We start from the raw sequence: 19,679 nt of genomic DNA, 5'->3' as shown, positions 1-19,679 counted from the left end.
TCCTGAATCCTGAAAAATACCCGATTTTCGTTCTCATACTCACTCATCAACCTAAACCACCGAATGCAAGCCACCGCATCCCCTGCCGCCACCTCCGCCAAACATCCTACGGGCCTGTATGTCCTGTTTTTCACCGAAATGTGGGAGCGGTTTAGCTACTACGGTATGCGGGCCATCCTGCTGCTCTTTTTGATCGACAACGTCCGGGGCGGCATGGGTCTCAGTGAAATGGAAGGAGCGGCCATCTATGGTTTGTACACGGCTTCGGGTTATCTCCTTTCACTCCCCGGTGGCTGGATTGCCGACAACATTCTGGGACAGCGAAAATCCATCTGGTACGGCGGTTTCGTCATCATGTTCGGGCATGTTCTGCTGGCCATTCCGGCCGGGAGTGCCTTGTTTTACATCGGTTTAGCCACGGTTGCCATCGGAACGGGTTTGCTGAAACCCAACATCAGCTCCATCGTTGGTGAACTCTATCCCGAAGGTGGTGCCCGGCGCGATGCGGCTTTTTCCATTTTCTACATGGGCATCAACATGGGCTCGTTTCTGGGAATCACCATCGTGGGTTATCTGGGACAGAAAGTGGGCTGGCACTACGGTTTTGGTGCAGCTGCTGTCGGCATGTTGTTCGGCCTGGTGGTGTTCCGGATTTTCGGTCAGAAATACCTCAGCGACTACGGAAACGTCCCGGTCAAAGCGGAAGCGTCTACCGATACGACCAACCAAAACCGCAGTCTGTTTTTTGTGGTGGGCCTTGCAGCCATCCTCACCCTTTTGCAGTTTACGGGCATTCTGGATCTGACCACCGCACAGGGCCTGGCCAAAGGAGCGGGGGTTATCATTACACTGACGGCGGTCGGCTATTTTCTGTTCATTCTGCTGGCGGGCGGATTGACACTCGTCGAGAAGAAGCGGGTGGGGGTTCTGTTCGTATTCTTCCTGGGTTCTGCCGTCTTTTGGGCGGGTTTTGAACAGCAGGGATCATCGCTCCAGATTTTCTCCGACCGCTATACGGATTTGAATCTTTTTGGCTGGCAAATGCCGTCGAGCTGGTTCCAGAATTTCAATCCGGCGTTCATTCTTATCTTCTCCCCGATTCTGGCCGCGCTCTGGATTTATCTGGGAAACCGCAACCAGAATCCGGCGCCCCACCTCAAGTTTGCCGTCGCGCTGCTTCTGCTGGGACTGGGGTATTTGGTGATGGTGGTAGCTTCTAAAATTGCCTTGACTGGCCAGCTTACCTCCCCCATCTTCCTGACATTTACCTATTTGTTCCATACGCTCGGCGAGCTTTGCCTGAGTCCGGTGGGGCTGAGTTCGTTCACCAAACTGGCTCCCAAACGCTACCTCAGTCAGTTGATGGGCATCTGGTTTGTGGGCACCTCATTGGGCAACCTGATCGCCGGTTTGTTTGCGGGCGGTTTCGACGAAGGGAACGTCCAGCAGATGCCCGAAATGTTCATGAGCGTCGTCTATTTCAGCTTCGGTTTCGCCCTGCTGATCCTGATTTTCTCCCGCCCCCTGAAGAAATGGATGGGTGGAATTCAGTAAAGAATGATGGATTAGGGATGATGAACAATGAATGGGCTGACGCGTACATTCATCGTTCATCATCCCTAATCCATCATTCCTTTTACCCCCCCGCTTTCTTCCCCTTATACCCCTTTGCCGTGAGCCAGGCCAGGACTTTGTCGCGGTGATCGCCCTGAATCAGGATCTCGCCGTCTTTGGCCGAGCCGCCGGAGCCGCATACGGTTTTTAGCTGTTTGGCCACTTCGGTCAGGTCGGCGTCGGTGCCGATGAAGTCCCGGACGGCCGTCACGACCTTCCCGCCCCCCTTGCGATCGAGCCAGATTTTTAGGTTCTGCTGTTCCGGTTTCAGCGTTTTCGCGTTGGAAGCGCCGGATTGGTACGCATAATTCGGGTCCGTCGAATAGACGATTCCGAAGCGGGATTTATCGTTGTTATTTTTCTTACTCATCGTTTTTTTAATCCTTTTTAGTTCGATCGCTACGCGACCGATAGAGGAAATAGAGCTATTTTTCTACAAACATTCGGTCGCTATGCGACCAAAAAGCGAGGACGAAACCGTCTACCGTATCACCAGCAAACTCGACGGCACCACCTGCACCGTTGCTGTGTCGGTGTCCAACAGCAACGGTTCTCCGTCGACATGGATCAACAGCGGCTCTGTTCCTTTCACCACCACCGACCGGGCGGGTCGCAACGTCAGGTAGTTCGACTGGTCGAGGTTTTTGTTAAATAGCCGCCATACCAGCAGGCCCACCGCGCTGCGGGGAAACGGTTTTAGCAGACAGACATCCAGCAACCCGTCAGCGACGTTGGCCTGGGGGGCAATCCAGGCATTGTTGCCAAACTGCCCGGCATTGGCCACAGTCAGGGAGAAGAGCGACTGCGGTTGCCCGTCAATTTCATAAGTCGCCGGCTGGTAGTTCCAGAACGCCCGGTAGGTGGTTCGGATGTAGGTGGGCAACCCCCGAATGGGCTGCCGGGCAAATTCCCGGGCCACATACGCATCGAAACCTATTCCCGTGGTGCAAAAAAAAGCGTGCTCATTGATCCGCCCGCTGTCGATCACCACCGGGCGGCCCTGAATGGCCCGTTCGATGGCTTTTTTCGGATTCAGCGGCAACTTCAAATGCCGCGCCAGCCCGTTTCCCGAACCCACCGGAACGATGCCCAGGGCGGTCTGCGTGTTCAAGAGTGCGCGGGCGGTTTCATTCATCGTGCCATCGCCCCCGATGATCACCACCCGGCGGATGCCCTGCCGGACGGCGTCGGTGGCCAATTCGGTGGCGTGTCCAGGATGCGTTGTAAAACGTGCTTCGGGTGTAAAACCAGCATTGACGGCTATTTTCAACAGAAATTCAATCCATTGCTGCTTTTTATGTACCGAAGCCGTCCCCGACAGGGGATTGACAATCGCCAGCAAAGTTGTTTGCGCCACGGTCAGGAAAAGAAAATAAACAGGATCAGGATGAACACGATGATAAAAATATAATACCAGCCATCCGAAAAGATGTAGGGCTTATATTCCTCGTAAAATTTGCGAATTTTATTCATTAGTATTGGGGAAATTATAGTTCATCAAAGTACGGGATAAAATGAAAAAACTAGTCGGCTTCTTTCTTTTTTTGTTCGTCATCACCGGTTCTCAGGCCCAGACGCCCGCCGACCGCAAAGCGATTCTGGCTATTCTGGATCGCCAAACCGCCGACTGGAATGCCGGTAATACCACGGCTTTCATGAACGGCTACTGGAAATCGGACTCGCTGACATTTATTGGCAAAGTGGGCATTACGTACGGCTACGAGGCTACGCTGAGCAATTACAAACGCCGGTATCCGGACCGGGCGGCCATGGGAACGCTGAAGTTTACCATTCTGAAACTGGAGTTCCAGGCCAGCAATGTGGCCTACGTAATCGGGAAATTTCACCTGACCCGCCCGAAAGTCGGCGATGCGGAAGGACATTTTACGTTACTTTGGCGAAAAATTAAGGGACAATGGGTGATCGTCAGCGACCATTCCAGCTAATCACGTTTTCGTTTTTATGACTCCTTTTGAATTAAACGCCGTTCACCGGCATGCCTTCCGCTTTTCGCAAGCCGACGTCGAAGCGTTTGCGCGCGTTACCGGCGACGATAACCCATTGCACCTCGATGCGGAGTTTGCCAGCCAGACACCCTTCAAACGACCCATTATTCACGGCATGCTGGGTGCCAGCGTGTTCACCAAAATCCTGGGAACGCAATTTCCCGGACATGGTTCGGTGTATTTGAAACAAACACTGGACTTTCTGCGCCCCATGTTTGTCGATACAGACTATGAAGCGGTTTTTACGGTGGTTTCCACCAATCCGGACAAACACATCGCGGAAGTATCGACCGACATTAAAGATGCCCAAACCGGCAAGCTAACGACGCGGGGCGTGGCGACCTTGATGTATAAGAAGTCCTGAATGCCGGATTCATTCCTCTCCAAAAACCAAACAAGCCCGACGAATCGCCGGGCTTGTTTGGTTTGGAGTAAGTTGTTGTTTACTCTTTTGCATTTTTCTGACCTTGCACTTCAGAGCGAATCTCCTGAGCCAGTGTCTTCAGATCCTGCATGCCTTTCCGTACGCGGGTACCGGCAGCCTGATTGCCTTTTTCGTAGAATTTCTCGAAATCGCCTTCCAAAGACATGACCAGATTTTTTATTTCATCGAAACGTGCCATAACAGTTCGTATGGGGGTTAAATAGTTGTGAAAAATGCCCTAAAACGCTCAAAAACCGCGTTTTTGACGAAATATACGCATTCTATGATTCAGCGCAAGAAAACCGTCAAAAAAAACGTTGGAAAAATCCAAATAAAGCACGTTTCCTTACTAAACGGTCATTCTGCCACCGTTTTTGCCACTTCTGAGGGCACCAGGGCAGAATCAATCAGGACCTGATGGGCATTTTCACGATAAAATCCCCGGTTTAGTTTTTCGGACACTTCACTGAAGGCTTTCAGCGTGTACTCAACATCTTCGAGCGAGTGGGCGGCTGTTGGAATGATCCGCAACATGATCACGCCCTTTGGAACCACCGGATAGACAACAATGGAACAGAAGACGCCCATGTTTTCGCGCAGGTCACGAACCAGCACCCCCGCTTCCTGAACACCGCCTTCGCTGTGCAGGAAAACCGGCGTCACCGGCGAGGTCGTATCCCCGATGTTGAGCCCGCGCGCCCGCAGACCGTCCTGCATCGCCCGTACGTTCTGCCACAGTTTTTCGCGGAGTTCCGGTTGGGTTTTGATGAGTTCGAGCCGCTTCATGGCCCCAACGACGTAGGGCATCGGCAAAGCTTTGGCATACGTTTGGGAACGCATGTTATACTTCAGGTACATAATGATATCGTGGTCACCGGCAATGAACGCGCCAATGGCCGCCATCGACTTGGCGAAGGTCGAGAAATACAGGTCGATGCCATCCTGACACCCCTGCAACTCACCCACACCAGCCCCCGTCGGCCCCATGGTTCCGAAACCGTGGGCGTCGTCGACCAGCAATTTAAAATCATATTTTTCCTTGAGAGCCACGATTTCTTTCAGAATGCCGACTTTACCCGACATGCCGAATACGCCTTCGGTAATGACCAGAATACCGCCCCCTTTTTCAGCGGCTTTTTTGGTGGCCCGTTGCAGGTTTTTCTCCAGACTATCGATATCGTTGTGATTGAACTTGTAGTATTCGCCCATCTTGGCCTTATGTAACCGAATACCATCGATCAGACACGCGTGACATTCGGCGTCATAGACGATCACATCCCGGTAATCGACCACGGCTTCGATGGCCGACATCACCCCCTGGTAGCCATAATTGAGCAGGAAAGAGTCTTCCTTGCCGACAAACTCCGCCAATTGTTTCTCCAGTTCTTCGTGCAGATCCGAATTACCCGACATCATCCGGGCACCCATCGGGTACGCAAGACCCCAATCCTTAGCCGCTTCCGCATCGATTTTCCGGACTTCGGGATGGTTGGCCAGACCCAAATAATTATTCAAACTCCAATTGAGCATCTTCCTCCCCCGAAACACCATGTGCGGCCCTAACTCGCCTTCCAGCTTGGGAAATGCAAAATAATGGTGCGCGTTATACTCCCGCGATGACGAACCGATGGGTCCGAGGTTGGTGCGTAATTTCTCAAATAAATCCACTTTATTGCGCTATTTACCGGTTTATAATGAGTTTGTTAACCACATTAGTACAAAAGTAAATTAAAATCTGTCAACCACAAAGCGGGGGTTGGTTTTAGAAATTACCGTCGGAAATTAGGAGCAGGCAGCGAGAAGTATATTTTTGCAGGGGCATTCCTGTTCGGTTATCTGCTGCAACAAGGCCCTTCTGCCACCGAAATCCGAATGACCAACGATTCACATTCAATGGCTAAAATTCAGAAATTACTCGTCGCCAACCGCGGTGAAATTGCCCTGCGAATCATGCGAACCGCCCGCGAAATGGGCATTCGAACCGTAGCCATCTACAGCGAAGCCGACCGCCAGTCGCTCCATGTCCGGTATGCCGACGAAGCCGTGTGTGTGGGGCCGCCCCCCTCCTCCGAGTCGTATCTGCGGGCCGATGCCATCATTGAAGCCTGCCGACAGACCGGCGCGGATGCCATTCACCCGGGCTACGGTTTTTTGTCGGAGAACGCCGGTTTTGCACGCGCCGTCCGCAACGCCGGGCTGATCTTTGTCGGGCCCTCACCGGAATCCATCGAAGTGATGGGCAGTAAGCTGGCGGCCAAAGCCGCCGTAGCTTACTATAATATCCCGATGGTTCCGGGCACGCCCGAAGCCATCACGGATCGCGACGACGCCCGGAAAACGGCCGCCCGGATCGGTTATCCGATTCTGATCAAAGCCAGTGCGGGCGGAGGAGGCAAAGGAATGCGGATCGTGGAAAATGATGAAGAGTTTGACGAAGGCATGAACCGCGCCGTCAGCGAAGCCACATCGGCCTTTGGCGACGGGTCGGTTTTTATCGAAAAATACGTTACGTCACCCCGGCACGTGGAAATTCAGGTGCTGGGCGATCAACACGGCAACATCATTCACCTCTTCGAGCGCGAATGTTCGGTTCAGCGTCGTCACCAGAAAGTGGTGGAAGAAGCACCATCGTCGGTGTTGATACCGGCCATTCGGGCCGAGATGGGGCGTTGCGCGGTCGAAGTGGCGCGGGCCTGTGGCTATTACGGGGCCGGAACGGTGGAATTTATCGTCGACGACCAACTGAATTTCTATTTTCTGGAAATGAACACCCGGCTTCAGGTCGAACACCCCGTGACGGAACAGATTACGGGCATCGATCTGGTGAAACAGATGATTTACATTGCCGAAGGTAAACCGTTGGAAATCAAGCAGGAAGATTTAAAAATCAACGGTCACGCCATCGAAATCCGCGTGTATGCCGAAGATCCGGCCAACAACTTTCTGCCCGATGTCGGAACGCTGGAAACCTACGTGCGCCCCCAAGGCAACGGCGTTCGGGTCGACGACGGTTTCGAACAGGGCATGGCCATTCCGATTTATTATGACCCCATGATTGCCAAACTGGTGACAACGGGCGCCACCCGCGCCGAAGCCATCGAGAAAATGATCCGCGCCATCGACGAATACCGCATTACGGGTGTGCAAACGACGCTGCCGTTTTGCCGGTTTGTGATGCAGCACGACGCCTTCCGGTCGGGGCAGTTCGACACCCATTTTGTCAACCATTATTTTACGCCCGATAAACTGACGCCCGAAACCAGTCTGGAAGAAACCCAACTGGCGGGGGTTTTGGCGGCCTGGCTGTTTCAGAACCGCCAGCCGAAAACCGCCCCGGAGGTTGCTGTCACCGAGCCGAAACGAAGTCAGTGGAAGGAACGTCGGTTGAGATAGACCAGACTTCGGAAATTTCAAATGTTAAATGATGAATGTTAAATGTAAAAGTATTTCGAGAGCGCTTAGCTATTTTTACATTTAACATTCATCATTTTACATTTAAAATTCTTTTCATTTCCTCTTCTGTTTCTAAAAAATCCGAACAATCGCCGGACAGGAAATGAAGTAATTACAACGGTTGTGTAACTTAGCGCAGAAAACTAATTCTTTTTCCAATAAACCCTATGAAAAACCTTTTGGTATTTTGCAGTGCAGTGCTTCTGTTGGGAGCCTGCTCAAAATCATCCATGACCGCGTCCAAATCGGCCTCATCGCCGAAAGCCGAGAAAGGCTGGGTCAGCCTTTTCGATGGAAAAACGTTCGACGGCTGGAAAGTGGGCAAAAATGCCGATTCCTTCAAAATCGAGGATGGAGCCATTGCCGTGAATGGTCCCGTTGGACACCTTTTCTACATGGGGCCGGTGAACGATCACAACTTCAAAAATTTCCAGTTCAAGGCGAAGGTGATGACCCTGCCCGGTTCCAATTCCGGGATGTATTTCCATACGCAGTATCAGGAAGAAAGCTGGCCTAAAAAAGGATTCGAGGTGCAGGTAAACAATTCACACACCGACTGGCGCCGGACCGCCAGCCTGTATGCCATTCAGGATGTGAAAGAGACGTATGTCAAAGACAATGAGTGGTATACCGAAGAAATCATGGTTCAGGGTAAAAAAGTGACCATCAAAATCAACGACAAGGTGGTCAACGAATACACCGAACCGGAAGGCGTCGACCGTCCCAAAGACATGGCCGACCGCAAAATCGGCAGCGGCACCTTCGCCCTGCAGGCCCACGATCCCAAGAGCAAGGTCTATTACAAGGATATTATGGTAAAAGTGTTGCCGGACTAAAAAGAATGATGAATGATGAACGACAGACTGGCGGAAGCACACAATCCATCGTTCATCATTCATAATTCATCATTTAAAAAACATCTTCCGCGCTTCCGGGTTTCTTAGGTATCAAATAACGAGAAACACCATGCATCATTTTGAAACCCTGACGGAAGCGATGGAAAGTCTGCGCGAGCGCGGCTACACGCACGATTTTGAGCCAAAACGCGATTATCTGGAAGAAAGTGGTTCTGGCTTAAAAATAAAAAGCGACGAAATTACCGTCGATGAATTTCACCGTTTTGAAGGCACCTCCGATCCCGGCGATGAAATGACCCTGTACGCCATTTCGACGGCCAACGGTATGAAAGGCGTTTTTGTGTCGCCCCAAGGCACTTATTCCAACGAGGTGACGCCCGAGTTGATGCAAAAATTTTCGCTTACCGAGCGGCCGGAAACCAATCTGGAAGGCTCCGTAAAGCCCATTCATGGGGTCGGACTGGGGTCAAACGGGCAGTAGACAGGAAGCCGTTTACACGATATACTTGCAATCGCCCCCCCGCGCAACGTATATTTGCTGACGACCCGGCGGCATTTATCATATTTTTTTAAAAATAGAGAGCAATCGCAACGGGCTCATCGTCAACTGCTAACTGTTTTTTGCTAATTTTGCGCTCTTTTGAGAGAGATGCTCTTTTCTTGACCGTATGAAGCTGTCCGAATTTAGGTTTGACTTACCCCAAAGTCTTGTTGCCTTGTATCCGCCCGAACGTGGGGAAGCGCGGCTGATGGTTGTTGACCGTAAAACGAAAACCATTGAACACAAACAGTTCTCCGACATCCTGTCCTATTTTGGAGACGGAGATGTGATGGTGATCAACAACACCAAGGTGTTCCCCGCACGGCTTTACGGTAATAAAGAAAAAACCGGTGCTAAAATTGAAGTTTTTCTGCTGCGCGAATTGAACCGTGAAATGCGGTTGTGGGACGTTCTGGTGGATCCGGCCCGGAAAATCCGGGTAGGGAACAAATTATATTTCGGTGATAGTGACCTGGTGGCGGAAGTAATCGACAACACGACTTCCCGTGGCCGAACCATCCGGTTTCTGTTTGAAGGCTCGCACGAAGAATTCATGAAAGCCATTGATGAACTGGGCGAAACACCGTTGCCCCGCGAAATCAAACGCAAAACCGAAGACTCCGACCGCGACCGGTACCAGACGATTTTCGCCCAGCATGTGGGCGCCGTGGCCGCTCCGACGGCCGGTTTGCACTTCACGAAAACCATCATGAAACGGATGGAAATCAAAGGCATCCACTTCGCACCGATTACGCTGCACGTGGGCCTGGGAACCTTCCGGACGGTCGACGTGGAAGATCTGACGAAACACAAAACCGACTCCGAGAACTACGCGATTACGGATTCGGCTGCGAGCATCGTCAACACGGCACTGGACAACAACCGGCGCGTCTGCGCCGTCGGAACCACCTCATTGAAAGCCATCGAGTCGTCGGTGTCGGCCAACGGTCGGCTGAAATCGGTCGAAGGCTGGACAGACCGGTTCATTTTTCCGCCCTACGATTTCAAAATCGCCAATGCCCTGCTGACCAATTTTCATCTGCCGGAATCCATTCTGATCATGATGACCAGCGCTTTTGGCGGATATGATCTGATTAAACAAGCCTACGATGTAGCCATCCAGGAGAAATATAAATTCTTCAGCTACGGCGACGCGATGTTGATTCTTTGATAGACCAGAGACGTGAGACAAGAGAGTAAAGACTTGACAGATAGGTCTTTATGCTCTTGTCTTTTTTCTTTATTCTCGTTCCATGCGTAACCATTACGTCATCATTGTCGCCGGAGGGAGTGGCAGCCGGATGGGCGTGAATATGCCGAAGCAGTTTCTGCCGATTGGCGGTTTGCCCATTCTGATGCACACCATCCGGCGGTTTCGTGTTTATTCTTCTGCTGTACACATTCTGGTGGTTTTACCGGCCGAACAGATTCCGGTTTGGGAAGACCTCTGCCGTCACTATCAATTTGACGAAGCGGTTTTAGTCATTCCGGGCGGAAAGACACGGTTTCAGTCGGTTCGGAACGGGCTGGAACAAATTCGGGCAGCCGACGGTCTGGTGGCCGTTCACGACGGCGTTCGTCCTTTTGTGACGCCAGAACTGATCCGTTCCGGTTTCGAAACCGCCGAACGAACGGGGAGCGCCGTTGCCTGTGTCCCCTTGAAAGATTCGGTTCGGCTGGTTCAGCCCGATGGCAGCAGCCAGGCCGTCGACCGGACGAGTTACCGGCTGATTCAGACGCCCCAAACGTTTCAACTGGCTCTTTTCAGAGACGCTTTCCGGGCCTCGGAACAGTCTTTTTTTACCGACTGCGCCAGTGTGGTGGAGTATGCCGGGTATCCGATTACGCTCATCGACGGTTCTTACGACAACATCAAGATCACAACGCCCGAAGATTTGGAGATTTCAGAACTGAAAATACGCTCAATGGCGTAGACTTGAGACGAAAGACAAGAGAGTAAAGACGCTCTTGTCCGGTTTCTCTCTATTCTCACTTCTCTACTCTTTATACTTTACCACCATGCGCCGACTCCCGCCCGATCACTACATTGCCGGCATTCGCGCTGGCGACCGACTGGTTCTCAGCCGTGCCATTACGCTGGTGGAGAGTCAGTTGGAGAGCGATCAGGCTTTGGCATTGGCAGTTTTGGAGCAGGTGTTGCCGCAAACGGGGCAGTCGGTGCGGATCGGGATTACGGGCGTGCCGGGCGTCGGCAAAAGTACCTTCATCGAAGCCTTTGGCAAGCACCTCACGGATTCCGGTAAAAAAGTGGCGGTTTTGGCCATCGACCCAACCAGTCAACGGTCGCACGGCAGCATTCTGGGCGACAAGACCCGCATGGAAACGCTGTCGATGGACCCACGGGCCTACATCCGTCCGACGCCTTCGGGCGGTTCGCTGGGCGGTGTCGCCAACAAAACCCGGGAGACGATGCTGCTCTGCGAAGCGGCTGGTTTTGAGGTAATTCTGATCGAAACCGTGGGCGTGGGGCAATCCGAGACGCTGGTACACGGCATGGTCGATTTCTTTCTGCTGCTCATGCTGGCCGGTGCGGGCGACGAACTGCAGGGCATGAAACGCGGCATCATGGAACTCGCCGACGCCATTGCGATCACCAAAGCCGACGGCGACAACGCAGCCGCAGCCGAACGCGCCCGACTCGACTACCAGAACGCCCTTCACCTCTTCCCGCCCGCTTCCACCAGTTGGACGCCACCGGTTTTGACCTGTTCAGCCCTCCAGAATCAGGGAATTGCCGACCTCTGGACTATCATCACCGATCATCAAACGCGGCTCACCCAAAACGGCCACCGCGACCAAAACCGGCAACAGCAGAACCTCGACTGGCTGCACAGCACCATCCGCCAGCAGTTGGAAAACCGGTTTTACAACCAGCCGGGGCTGCGTGAACGACTGGCCGACGTGGAAGATGCCGTTCGGAAAGGGGCGGTTTTGCCACTGCAAGGCGCCCGGCTGCTGTTGGATCAACCTTGACTACGCATTCGATTTCCCTCCAAACGTCAGCTTCAAGCCAAAGTCTTTGCCTTTGGAAACATCCGTCAGCGTGATCCGGTTTCCGGCAGCACTCCAGGTTTGCTGAACCGGAGTACCGTATTTTTGGGTGAAATAGGCCGTCAATTCCTTCAGATGCGTATCGACCGACGTCCGGTTATTGAGATAAATGTCGACGTCGATGCGGATGACTTTTTTATCTTTATCCAGAAAATACTGAATATCCGTCGATTCCAGATTCGGATAGTCGAGGGTGTAGCCAACGTGGGCAGCATCTTCTTCGAAAGGCTCCAGCGTTTCCTTTTCTTTCACCACGGACACGGCATCGCCCAGGTTGACGCCCCGAAACAGCCCGTCTTCCGGCCCCACAAGCTTTTCCAGCCAGTCGCTCACCGGCACTTCCAGTTGCGAATCGGCCCGGTTCGGGAGAATTTCGGAGGTATCGGCCGGGGTGGTTGCCTCCGACGTTTGTTGTTGACTCTGACAGGCGTTTAAAGAAAGCACTGTCGCCAACAGCGCACTGTAGATAAACGTTTTTTTCATAGAATTCAGGTTGTGATTCATCAAAGGGAAGAGAGAAAAGACAAGAGAATAGAGACCCCGCAAAAGGAGCATCCGCTTTCTTTATTCTTTTGTCTCTCTTCTTTCCTCGTTTTCCTAATTACGATGACGCTCCGCGTGAACGACCACCGCCGAAAAAGCCGCTGCGGCCACCAGATGGGCGGCTGATTCGCGAGCTGGTTATGGTGCTGCCGACCCGGTTGGCGCGTTCGTAGGTCTGCGGACTGTTGTAGACGCCGGAGCGGTATTGTTGTTCGTTGGAAAACCGGGGCGTCGTCGACCGGCCAAGCATGTAGCCCAGACTGCCCCAGAGCAAGACGCTGGACAAACCGCTGCCGTGGTGGTAGGTCGATGGGTTGTTAAAATACCGGCTCGTCGACGAATCGGACTGTACCAGCCGCTTGGCCGCCTGAACGCTCAGGGTGTCGCGATGACCATCGGCGTAATTGACAATGGCACCGGCCTGTTTCGGATCGACCTGAACCTCATCCGTAATTTTGAAATTACCCGGACTGGTTTCGGTGATATACGTCCGAACGCCTTTTCCGAACTGGTCCGAAGACTCCACCCGGTCGGATTGTTCCGTTTCCGAGTCATTGGAACCACCACAACTTTGCAAAAGCACCGTGCCGTTCAGCAATGCAATGCTCAGAGTGGTGCTGAGGGTGATGTCTTTCACCCGGCGTAAAATGCTGTGTTTTCGAAATGGTGTCATGAGCTGGAAAGCGCTATCGTATAGACGAAACTACGGAGAAGGCCGGGTGGTTGCAAGAAGTTACCGGATGAAAGGAAAAAAGAATGTAAGAGGCTCCTTTTCTGAATTATGAACAGAACCCGAACCATCAGCTCGTAAATTTGATGGGAGTTGCCGTATTTTTGTGAATCATGCCTGACCGCGACGCCCTGATTGAACACCTACTCCACCGGATTTCGGCCCTTCAGTCGGAAAACAATCCGTTTTTTCCACCGGGACTTTTGCCTTCTTACCGGCGAAACCCGCTGCTGATGGGCTACAACCGACCGGATACCAACGTGTTTTTTACGGCCATTACGGTGTTTACCCTGCAACAGATCCGGCCGAAGCTCGCAGCGGTTTCTCAGGAAAAAGTGGACGGCATCGTTCAAGAAGCCATTCAGCACTATCCTGATTTTCAGAACAAAGACGGTTTAAAAACCTACAATTTTTACAAAACACCGAAACGAGGACAACCGTCGGGACACTTTCCCAACGGGCACCTGCTCCACCGCATCGACCACTTCCGGCTGCCCGACGATGCCGACGATACGGCGATGGTCTACCTCACCAGCAATCCGTCGCGCGAGGATTTGCTTTGGCTGAAACACAAACTGACGGAACACGCCAACCTGGCAACCCGGCAAGTGGAAGACACCTACGCCGATTATGTCAACCTCCGGGCCTATTCGACCTGGTTTGGTAAAAATATGCCCGTTGAGTTCGACGCGAGTGTGTTGTGCAACCTGCTTTTCTGCATTTTTCAATACCAGTTGCCGCTCAACCAGCACGATGACGACAGCCTGGCATTCATCCGGTCGGTCATCGAAACGGGGCGGTACCGGCAGGAGCCGTTCCGGTGTTCGCATTCGTATCCGCGCGCCACGCTCATTCTGTACCACGTAGCCGGTTTGCTGGCGGCTTTTCGACCGGAATCGCTGGAGTCGATTCGAGAACCGCTCATTCGGGATGCCTACCAGATGCTGGAAGACGGTTTGCCGGTGATGGATCAGGTCATTGTCTCGACTTCCCTACTGCAACTGGGCGAAAAACCGCCCCGCATCGACGTTCAGACCATTCCCGAAACCGACATCCGGGATTATTCCTTTTTCATTGCCGGGATGTTGACGGCCTCCCAAAACCCGCTTCTCAACCGCATGGCGCAATCCCGGCTGGTTCGGATGGACTGGACCTGTGAAGCGCATTCGCTGGCGTTGCTCATCGAGTATCTGGTCTATTCGGGCGGGAAGGCCTGACGAGCAACCGGCCGGGCGTCTGATCAGACGCCCGGCCGGTTGCTCGTATTGCGATCAAATAAGCCCGCTTACCAGCCCGGATTTTGCTTGATGGCCGGGTTCTGGGCCAGGGTGTTCAGCGGTATGGGCCACAAATAGTGCTTGGTTTCGTCGAAAACCGGGTTGGCCCAATCCGTTCCCTGATACACATCGATGTAGGTTTTTTTGGAGACCGGATCAACGGCGGTTTTGATGTTGGCCTTTGGATAGCGGGCAATCGCGGCAGCGTCCCAGCGGATTCCCAGCGTCGGAATGAGCAGTTTTTTGCCCTGTTTCCAGCGTTTGAGGTCATTGTAGCGGAAGCCTTCCATGAACAGTTCGATGCGCCGTTCCCGCCGGATTTCGGCAATCAGCGGAGAGATTCCGTCCGCCGTGTAACGCGGGTCGACGGGCACTTTTCCCATTTCCAGGTGCGCCATGCCCACACGGTCGCGCAGTTTGTTGATGCTGAGGTCGAGGTCGGCCTGGGTGATTTTCCCCAGTTCGGCCTGGGCTTCGGCGTAGTTCAGCAAGGCTTCGGCAAAACGCAGAATAATGGCGGGCGATTCGGCAGTATCGAACGCTTTTCCGATCATGTCATCCGCATTGTAATGCTTGATGATGTGGTAGCCCGTCGTCGACACATACCCGCCTTCCATGCCCTGAATTCGGGGATACGGACGCCCGTCGGCCAAATGGTATTTGTATTTGGCTGCGTCTTCCGGGTGCAAGACGGTCTGGCGCAGACGCGGGTCCCGGTTTTCGAAAACGTCTTCAATTTTATCGTCGCCTTTGTAGAGCGGAGAGAGCGTGATGGGCAGCCCATCCGTACAGAGATAGTCTTCCACCAGGCTTTTGGTGGCTCCCCCGGCGTATTCAAAATACGACTGCACGTGGTTGGTAAACACCCCCAACTGGTATTTCCGCCAGTACATCACTTCCGGATTGCCCGCCAGATTCAGCACGCGGTGGTAGGCGTTGTAGTCGGTTTGCGGGTTGCCCGTGCTATACAACCGGTACGGGCCTTTGTCCATTAATTCTTTCGACGCATTGGCCGCTTCCTGGAGCCATTTGGTGGGGTCGGTGCCGCCGTGGTATTTGCGCCAGGTGCCTTCGAACAAACAAACCCGCGACTTCACCAGCAACGCACACCAGCGGTTCAGACGACCCGGCGCGTTGCCGTCGCCCCAGCTATCGGGCAGTTTAGTAGAAGCAAAATTGAGGTCTTCCAGCACTTTGTTCATCACCTCTTCGCGGGGTGTTCGGGCGGCATTCAGTTCGGGGGAGTCTACGTTGAGTTCTTTGTCCACAAACGGCGCATCCCCAAATTTCGACACTTTCTCGGCGTAAAACCACCCTCTAAAAAGCCGGGCCTCGGCAATGTAGCGGTCTTTAATCGCCTGAGCAACCGCAGCTTTGTCATAATTGGCCAAACCGACGTTGATGGCCCGCACGAAATTCCAGCCTTTGTAGCCAAACTGCTGGGGGTCGGTCGGAATGGTGTGTTTTCCGGAGCGCACCTGCTGGAAAAGATTGTGCCGGGCATGTCGGGGTGCCATGTTGTCGGCAAATTCATCCTGGAACCAGATGCTCGCCCAGTGGCTGTCGAAGCCGTTGTAATGACCGTGTAAAATCGGGACGTTGTCGTCGTTCCGCGCCAGGTCATACAGGCTGTTGTTGTAGACCCGCAGGTCATTTTCGGTGTTCCAGAACGTCTGGTTCGTGATGCGATCCAGTGGATATCGTTCAAGAAACTCGTCATTGCAACCGCTGAACAGAAAGGCGGCAACCACGAAAAAGCCGGATAAAATGCTATATTTTTTCATATTGATCGTCGTTTATCGGTCATTAAAAGGAAACATTGAGCCCCAGCGTAGAAATGCGCTGCATCGGATATTCGATGGCGGCTGACTGAATCGTCTCGGGATCGAGCGGTTTCCGCATTTTGGTGTATTCCCACAAGTTCATGCCCGTTGCAAAAATCTGGGCCCTCCCAACGCCGATTTTCTTCATCAGGCCCTGGGGTAAATCGTAGCTCAACGTGATGTTTTTCAGACGGACGTAGGCTGCACTTTGCAAATACCGCGACTGCACCTGCACGTTCTTTTTGTCATTGGTCGAAATGTGTGCCGCCGGAAAATACGCATCCCGGTTGTCTTCCGTCCAGGTGTCGGTGATGTAGTATTTCTCAACGTGTCCGGCGTTGTAGGGAAAAAACCAGGTCCAGTTGTCGGACGTTGGCCAGTGGTCTTTTTTGCCAATGCCCTGGAAGAACAGCGTCAGCCGAACGCCCTTGTAACCAATCCCGCCGTTGAGCCCGAACGAATACCGGGGCGTGGTGTTCCCGATCACTTTTCGGTCGCCGGGATCACCGAGTGTATTCTTTCCAAATGTGATGTTGCCGTCGCCGTTCAGATCCTGGTAGCGAATGTCGCCCGGACGCCAGTTGGCCCCGATGTTGGTCTGCTTGGGAGCCTGTGCTACCTCGTCCGTTGTCTGGAAAATACCGGCGGTTTCAAAGCCCCAGATTTCGCCCAGCTTCTGACCGACGTAGTAAATGTTGCTGTTGTTGGGCAGGGCGCCGGTGGGGTTATTGAACCGGGTAATCTCCGCCGTCCAGTCCGACAACGCCAGCGTAACATCGTAGCTCCAGTCGCTTTTGAACTTATCCCGCCAGGTCAGCGACAACTCCCAGCCGTTGGTCCGCAGATCGGCCGCATTTTCTTTCGGGGCCGCGGTTCCCAGAATCGCCGGGTACGACACATCCATCAGCATGTCTTTCGTGTCGCGGGTATACACGTCCAGGGACGCATCCAGCCGTCCGCGTAGCATCGTCACATCCAGACCGATGTTCTTGGAGATAACGGTTTCCCACGTCAGCGACGGGCTGACCAGGCCGGCCGCCGACACAAACGGAATCAGGGCATTGGTAAACATGTACGGCGACTGTCCGGTCCCCATCGTGGCCACATACGGGTAGTAGTTGGTGCCCAGCAACTGATTACCCAGCGTTCCGTATGAAGCGCGCAGTTTCAGGTTGTCGAGCCAGCTTCCGGTTCCGGCCATGAATTTTTCGTTGCTGATCCGCCAGCCCGCCGACACGGAGGGAAAAAAGCCAAACCGGCTGTCTTTCGGAAACCGGGAGGTGCCGTCGTAGCGCCCATTGAATTCGATCAGGTATTTCTCTTTGTAATTGTAATTCAGCCGGTAAAAAGCACCCCGCAAGGCTACGTGCGACTTGCTGCCGAAGGTCTGCTGCGTTCCCGTCGTCGCATTCAGATCAATAACCTGGGGCGTAATCAGGGCCCGGGCCTGCGCTCCGGTGTAGCGGTTGATCCCCCGTTCCTGGTTAAAGCCGACCATCGTCGTCAGGTTGTGATTGGTCGGCAACGGGACTTTGTATTCGGCATACGCGTTGAAGACGTAATACTGGTTGTATTCATTCTCGTTCCGAATCCAGTCGTCACCGCTAAAACCGTTGCTGAGCAGGTTGGCCGCCAGCAGGTTGGCATCCACAATGTCGACCTTGCTCTGTACGTCCTGGTAGTTGCGGCTAAAAATGTTGTAGGAAAAATCGGACCGGATTTTGAGGCCCCGCAAAGGCGTCAGGGTGACGCCCTGGGTCAGCCAGAGATCGTTGTTGGTGAAGGTCGTCCGTCCGCCGTCGAGCAGATACGGAAAGAAGTTGGTCCCTCCGAAATACTTCCCGATGTAGGGTGCGTATTTCTCACGGTCGCCCGGCGTGATGTAATACTCCAGATCGGGAAATTGGATGGCCGCAATGGGGTTGACCCGCGCCAGCGAGTTGATGTTGACGTCCCAGTTGTAGAAGTGCGGTTTGTCGCTGTTTTGGGAGTTGAAGATCACCTTGCTGTCCAGTTTCAGCCACTCGTTGACTTCAAAATCCGCCTTCATCAACATATTGTAGCGTTTGAACTTCTCGTTGTTGTAGCGCAGATACCCGTCTTTGGAAAAGTAGCCGAGCGACACCAGGTACCGCGCCTTGTCCGTACCGCCCGAAACCGACAGATCGTGCTGGCTGGTAGGCGCATAATCGGTCATGATGCTGTTCTGGTAATCATTGTAGCCATAAAACCGGAGAACGCCGTTGACCACTTTCCACTGGGGTGCCGTGGCCGGATTTTCCGAAAAGGCTTTCGTTCCGGCCACCATGTCGTCATCGTAGGCGGGAACCCCGCTTGAACGAATGTTGGCCTGGTTCCGGGCCTGCACAAACTGGTAGGGATCGGTGACGACATCCATGTTAAAAATGGGTTTTGCCAGCGAAAACTGCGTGTTCAGCGAGACATTGATCTTGCCGCTTTTCCCGCTTTTGGTCGTCACCAGCACCACCCCGAAGGCCGCCCGCGCGCCATAAACGGCGGCCGCAGACGCATCTTTCAATACACTGATGCTCTCGATGTCGTTGGGGTTGACCCGGTTCAGGTCCATCGGAACGTTGTCGACCAGGATGAGGGGAGAACCGCCGTTGATCGACTCGTAGCCCCGGATGTTGAAGGTGATGGGCTGGGCCGGGTCGCCATTGCGAACGCCAATGTTCAGGTTGGGAATCACGCCCTGCAACCCCTCACCCACCGAGGCAATCGGCCGGTTTTGAAGCCGTTTGCTGTCGGCAATCCCGACAGCTCCGGTCAGGTTCACTTTTTCCTGCGTACCATACCCCACGACAACCACTTCTTCCAGGGCTTTGGTATCGACTTCCAGGGCAATGTCGAGGGTCGAGCGCCCTCCCACGGCAATTTCCTGTTTGAGGTATCCAATGAAACTCACCACCAGGGTAGCGTTGGCACCGGGCAGTTTGAGGGTGTATTTCCCCGCATTGTCCGTTGTGGTGCCTTGCGTCGTGCCTTTAATCACCACACTGACACCCGGCAGGGCTTCCCCGGTTTCAGTCGCTGTGATGCGCCCCGAAATAGTCTGACTCCTGGCTTCGTTTGCCAAACAAGCCAGTCCGAAAATACCGATAAACAGTATCACGCGCCTGGCCTGACTACTCAATTGTAGAAGCTTGTTCATAAAAAATGGAGATTAGAGATGGTAAAGTGAACGAAATAAAAAAGCTAAGGAGACTTAAAATGAACCAAAAGAATGGTAAAACGACCGAAATAAACCGCTAAAGAATCTGACTACCCGAAACAGGATTTTTCACGCAATAAAATAAAATTTACCCAATGCGCTACTTA

18 protein-coding genes are annotated in these 19,679 nt (G+C 53.3%); 10 read left to right on the top strand and 8 right to left on the bottom strand.

Annotation, left to right across the window (positions count from 1 at the left end):
* Positions 1-63: 63 nt before the first annotated feature.
* Positions 64-1,554 (top strand): peptide MFS transporter, encoded by a 1,491-nt coding sequence (locus FH871_RS10450; RefSeq protein ID WP_138991375.1) that lies wholly within the window; start codon positions 64-66, stop codon positions 1,552-1,554.
* 82 nt (positions 1,555-1,636) lie between these two features.
* On the opposite strand, the gene FH871_RS10445 is transcribed toward FH871_RS10450, so the two are convergent.
* Both FH871_RS10445 and FH871_RS10440 read right to left on the bottom strand, forming a co-directional pair.
* Positions 1,637-1,984: a translation initiation factor gene (locus tag FH871_RS10445; RefSeq protein ID WP_114408469.1), complete on the bottom strand. Its 348-nt coding sequence runs from the start codon at positions 1,982-1,984 to the stop codon at positions 1,637-1,639.
* A 111-nt stretch (positions 1,985-2,095) separates the two neighbouring features.
* The gene (locus tag FH871_RS10440) at positions 2,096-2,971 is read right to left on the bottom strand and encodes a diacylglycerol kinase family protein (protein ID WP_138991374.1); all 876 of its coding nucleotides are present in this window, start codon (positions 2,969-2,971) and stop codon (positions 2,096-2,098) included.
* A gap of 157 nt (positions 2,972-3,128) precedes the next feature.
* Here FH871_RS10440 and FH871_RS10435 point away from each other — a divergent pair, with 157 nt between their 5' ends.
* Both FH871_RS10435 and FH871_RS10430 read left to right on the top strand, forming a co-directional pair.
* Positions 3,129-3,560 carry a DUF4440 domain-containing protein gene (locus FH871_RS10435; RefSeq protein ID WP_138991373.1) on the top strand — a complete coding sequence of 144 codons (432 nt, stop codon included), beginning with the start codon at positions 3,129-3,131 and terminating at the stop codon, positions 3,558-3,560.
* 16 nt (positions 3,561-3,576) lie between these two features.
* Positions 3,577-3,984: a MaoC family dehydratase gene (locus FH871_RS10430; protein ID WP_138991372.1), complete on the top strand. Its 408-nt coding sequence runs from the start codon at positions 3,577-3,579 to the stop codon at positions 3,982-3,984.
* Between the two features lie 79 nt (positions 3,985-4,063).
* Here the strand turns inward: FH871_RS10430 and FH871_RS10425 are convergent, their stop codons facing one another.
* Positions 4,064-4,243 (bottom strand): histone H1, encoded by a 180-nt coding sequence (locus tag FH871_RS10425; protein WP_114408473.1) that lies wholly within the window; start codon positions 4,241-4,243, stop codon positions 4,064-4,066.
* 158 nt (positions 4,244-4,401) lie between these two features.
* The gene (locus tag FH871_RS10420) at positions 4,402-5,712 is read right to left on the bottom strand and encodes a pyridoxal phosphate-dependent aminotransferase family protein (protein ID WP_138991371.1); all 1,311 of its coding nucleotides are present in this window, start codon (positions 5,710-5,712) and stop codon (positions 4,402-4,404) included.
* A 225-nt stretch (positions 5,713-5,937) separates the two neighbouring features.
* On the opposite strand from FH871_RS10420, the gene FH871_RS10415 reads away from it, so the two are divergent.
* The 6 genes from FH871_RS10415 (at position 5,938) to meaB (ending at position 11,889) form a co-directional block, all read left to right on the top strand.
* A complete protein-coding gene (locus FH871_RS10415; RefSeq protein ID WP_138991370.1) occupies positions 5,938-7,437 on the top strand; it encodes an acetyl/propionyl/methylcrotonyl-CoA carboxylase subunit alpha in 1,500 nt (499 codons plus the stop codon).
* A gap of 227 nt (positions 7,438-7,664) precedes the next feature.
* Entirely contained in the window at positions 7,665-8,333 is a 669-nt protein-coding gene (locus tag FH871_RS10410; protein ID WP_138991369.1) for a DUF1080 domain-containing protein, read from the top strand.
* Between the two features lie 130 nt (positions 8,334-8,463).
* A complete protein-coding gene (locus FH871_RS10405; protein WP_138991368.1) occupies positions 8,464-8,835 on the top strand; it encodes a hypothetical protein in 372 nt (123 codons plus the stop codon).
* A 187-nt stretch (positions 8,836-9,022) separates the two neighbouring features.
* Complete coding sequence (gene queA / locus FH871_RS10400; protein ID WP_138991367.1) at positions 9,023-10,066, top strand: tRNA preQ1(34) S-adenosylmethionine ribosyltransferase-isomerase QueA; 1,044 nt, start codon at positions 9,023-9,025, stop codon at positions 10,064-10,066.
* Between the two features lie 82 nt (positions 10,067-10,148).
* Positions 10,149-10,829 (top strand): 2-C-methyl-D-erythritol 4-phosphate cytidylyltransferase, encoded by a 681-nt coding sequence (locus FH871_RS10395; protein ID WP_138991366.1) that lies wholly within the window; start codon positions 10,149-10,151, stop codon positions 10,827-10,829.
* 85 nt (positions 10,830-10,914) lie between these two features.
* Positions 10,915-11,889 (top strand): methylmalonyl Co-A mutase-associated GTPase MeaB, encoded by a 975-nt coding sequence (gene meaB / locus FH871_RS10390; protein WP_138991365.1) that lies wholly within the window; start codon positions 10,915-10,917, stop codon positions 11,887-11,889.
* Here meaB and FH871_RS10385 read toward each other — a convergent pair whose 3' ends face one another.
* Together FH871_RS10385 and FH871_RS10380 are read right to left on the bottom strand one after the other, a co-directional pair.
* On the bottom strand, positions 11,890-12,450 hold the full coding sequence (locus FH871_RS10385; protein WP_138991364.1) for a hypothetical protein: 561 nt from the start codon (positions 12,448-12,450) through the stop codon (positions 11,890-11,892).
* Positions 12,451-12,568: 118 nt separating this feature from the next.
* Positions 12,569-13,183 carry a hypothetical protein gene (locus FH871_RS10380; RefSeq protein WP_138991363.1) on the bottom strand — a complete coding sequence of 205 codons (615 nt, stop codon included), beginning with the start codon at positions 13,181-13,183 and terminating at the stop codon, positions 12,569-12,571.
* Positions 13,184-13,353: 170 nt separating this feature from the next.
* Between FH871_RS10380 and FH871_RS10375 the strand changes: the two genes are divergently transcribed.
* Positions 13,354-14,457 (top strand): hypothetical protein, encoded by a 1,104-nt coding sequence (locus tag FH871_RS10375; protein WP_138991362.1) that lies wholly within the window; start codon positions 13,354-13,356, stop codon positions 14,455-14,457.
* 68 nt (positions 14,458-14,525) lie between these two features.
* On the opposite strand, the gene FH871_RS10370 is transcribed toward FH871_RS10375, so the two are convergent.
* Together FH871_RS10370 and FH871_RS10365 are read right to left on the bottom strand one after the other, a co-directional pair.
* Entirely contained in the window at positions 14,526-16,301 is a 1,776-nt protein-coding gene (locus FH871_RS10370; protein WP_138991361.1) for a RagB/SusD family nutrient uptake outer membrane protein, read from the bottom strand.
* Positions 16,302-16,323: 22 nt separating this feature from the next.
* On the bottom strand, positions 16,324-19,512 hold the full coding sequence (locus FH871_RS10365) for a TonB-dependent receptor (protein ID WP_138991360.1): 3,189 nt from the start codon (positions 19,510-19,512) through the stop codon (positions 16,324-16,326).
* Positions 19,513-19,679 lie beyond the last annotated feature (167 nt).

The organism is Larkinella sp. C7, assembly GCF_006149005.1.
GTDB lineage: Bacteria > Bacteroidota > Bacteroidia > Cytophagales > Spirosomataceae > Larkinella.
This window is presented reverse-complemented; position numbering and strand designations above follow the sequence as displayed.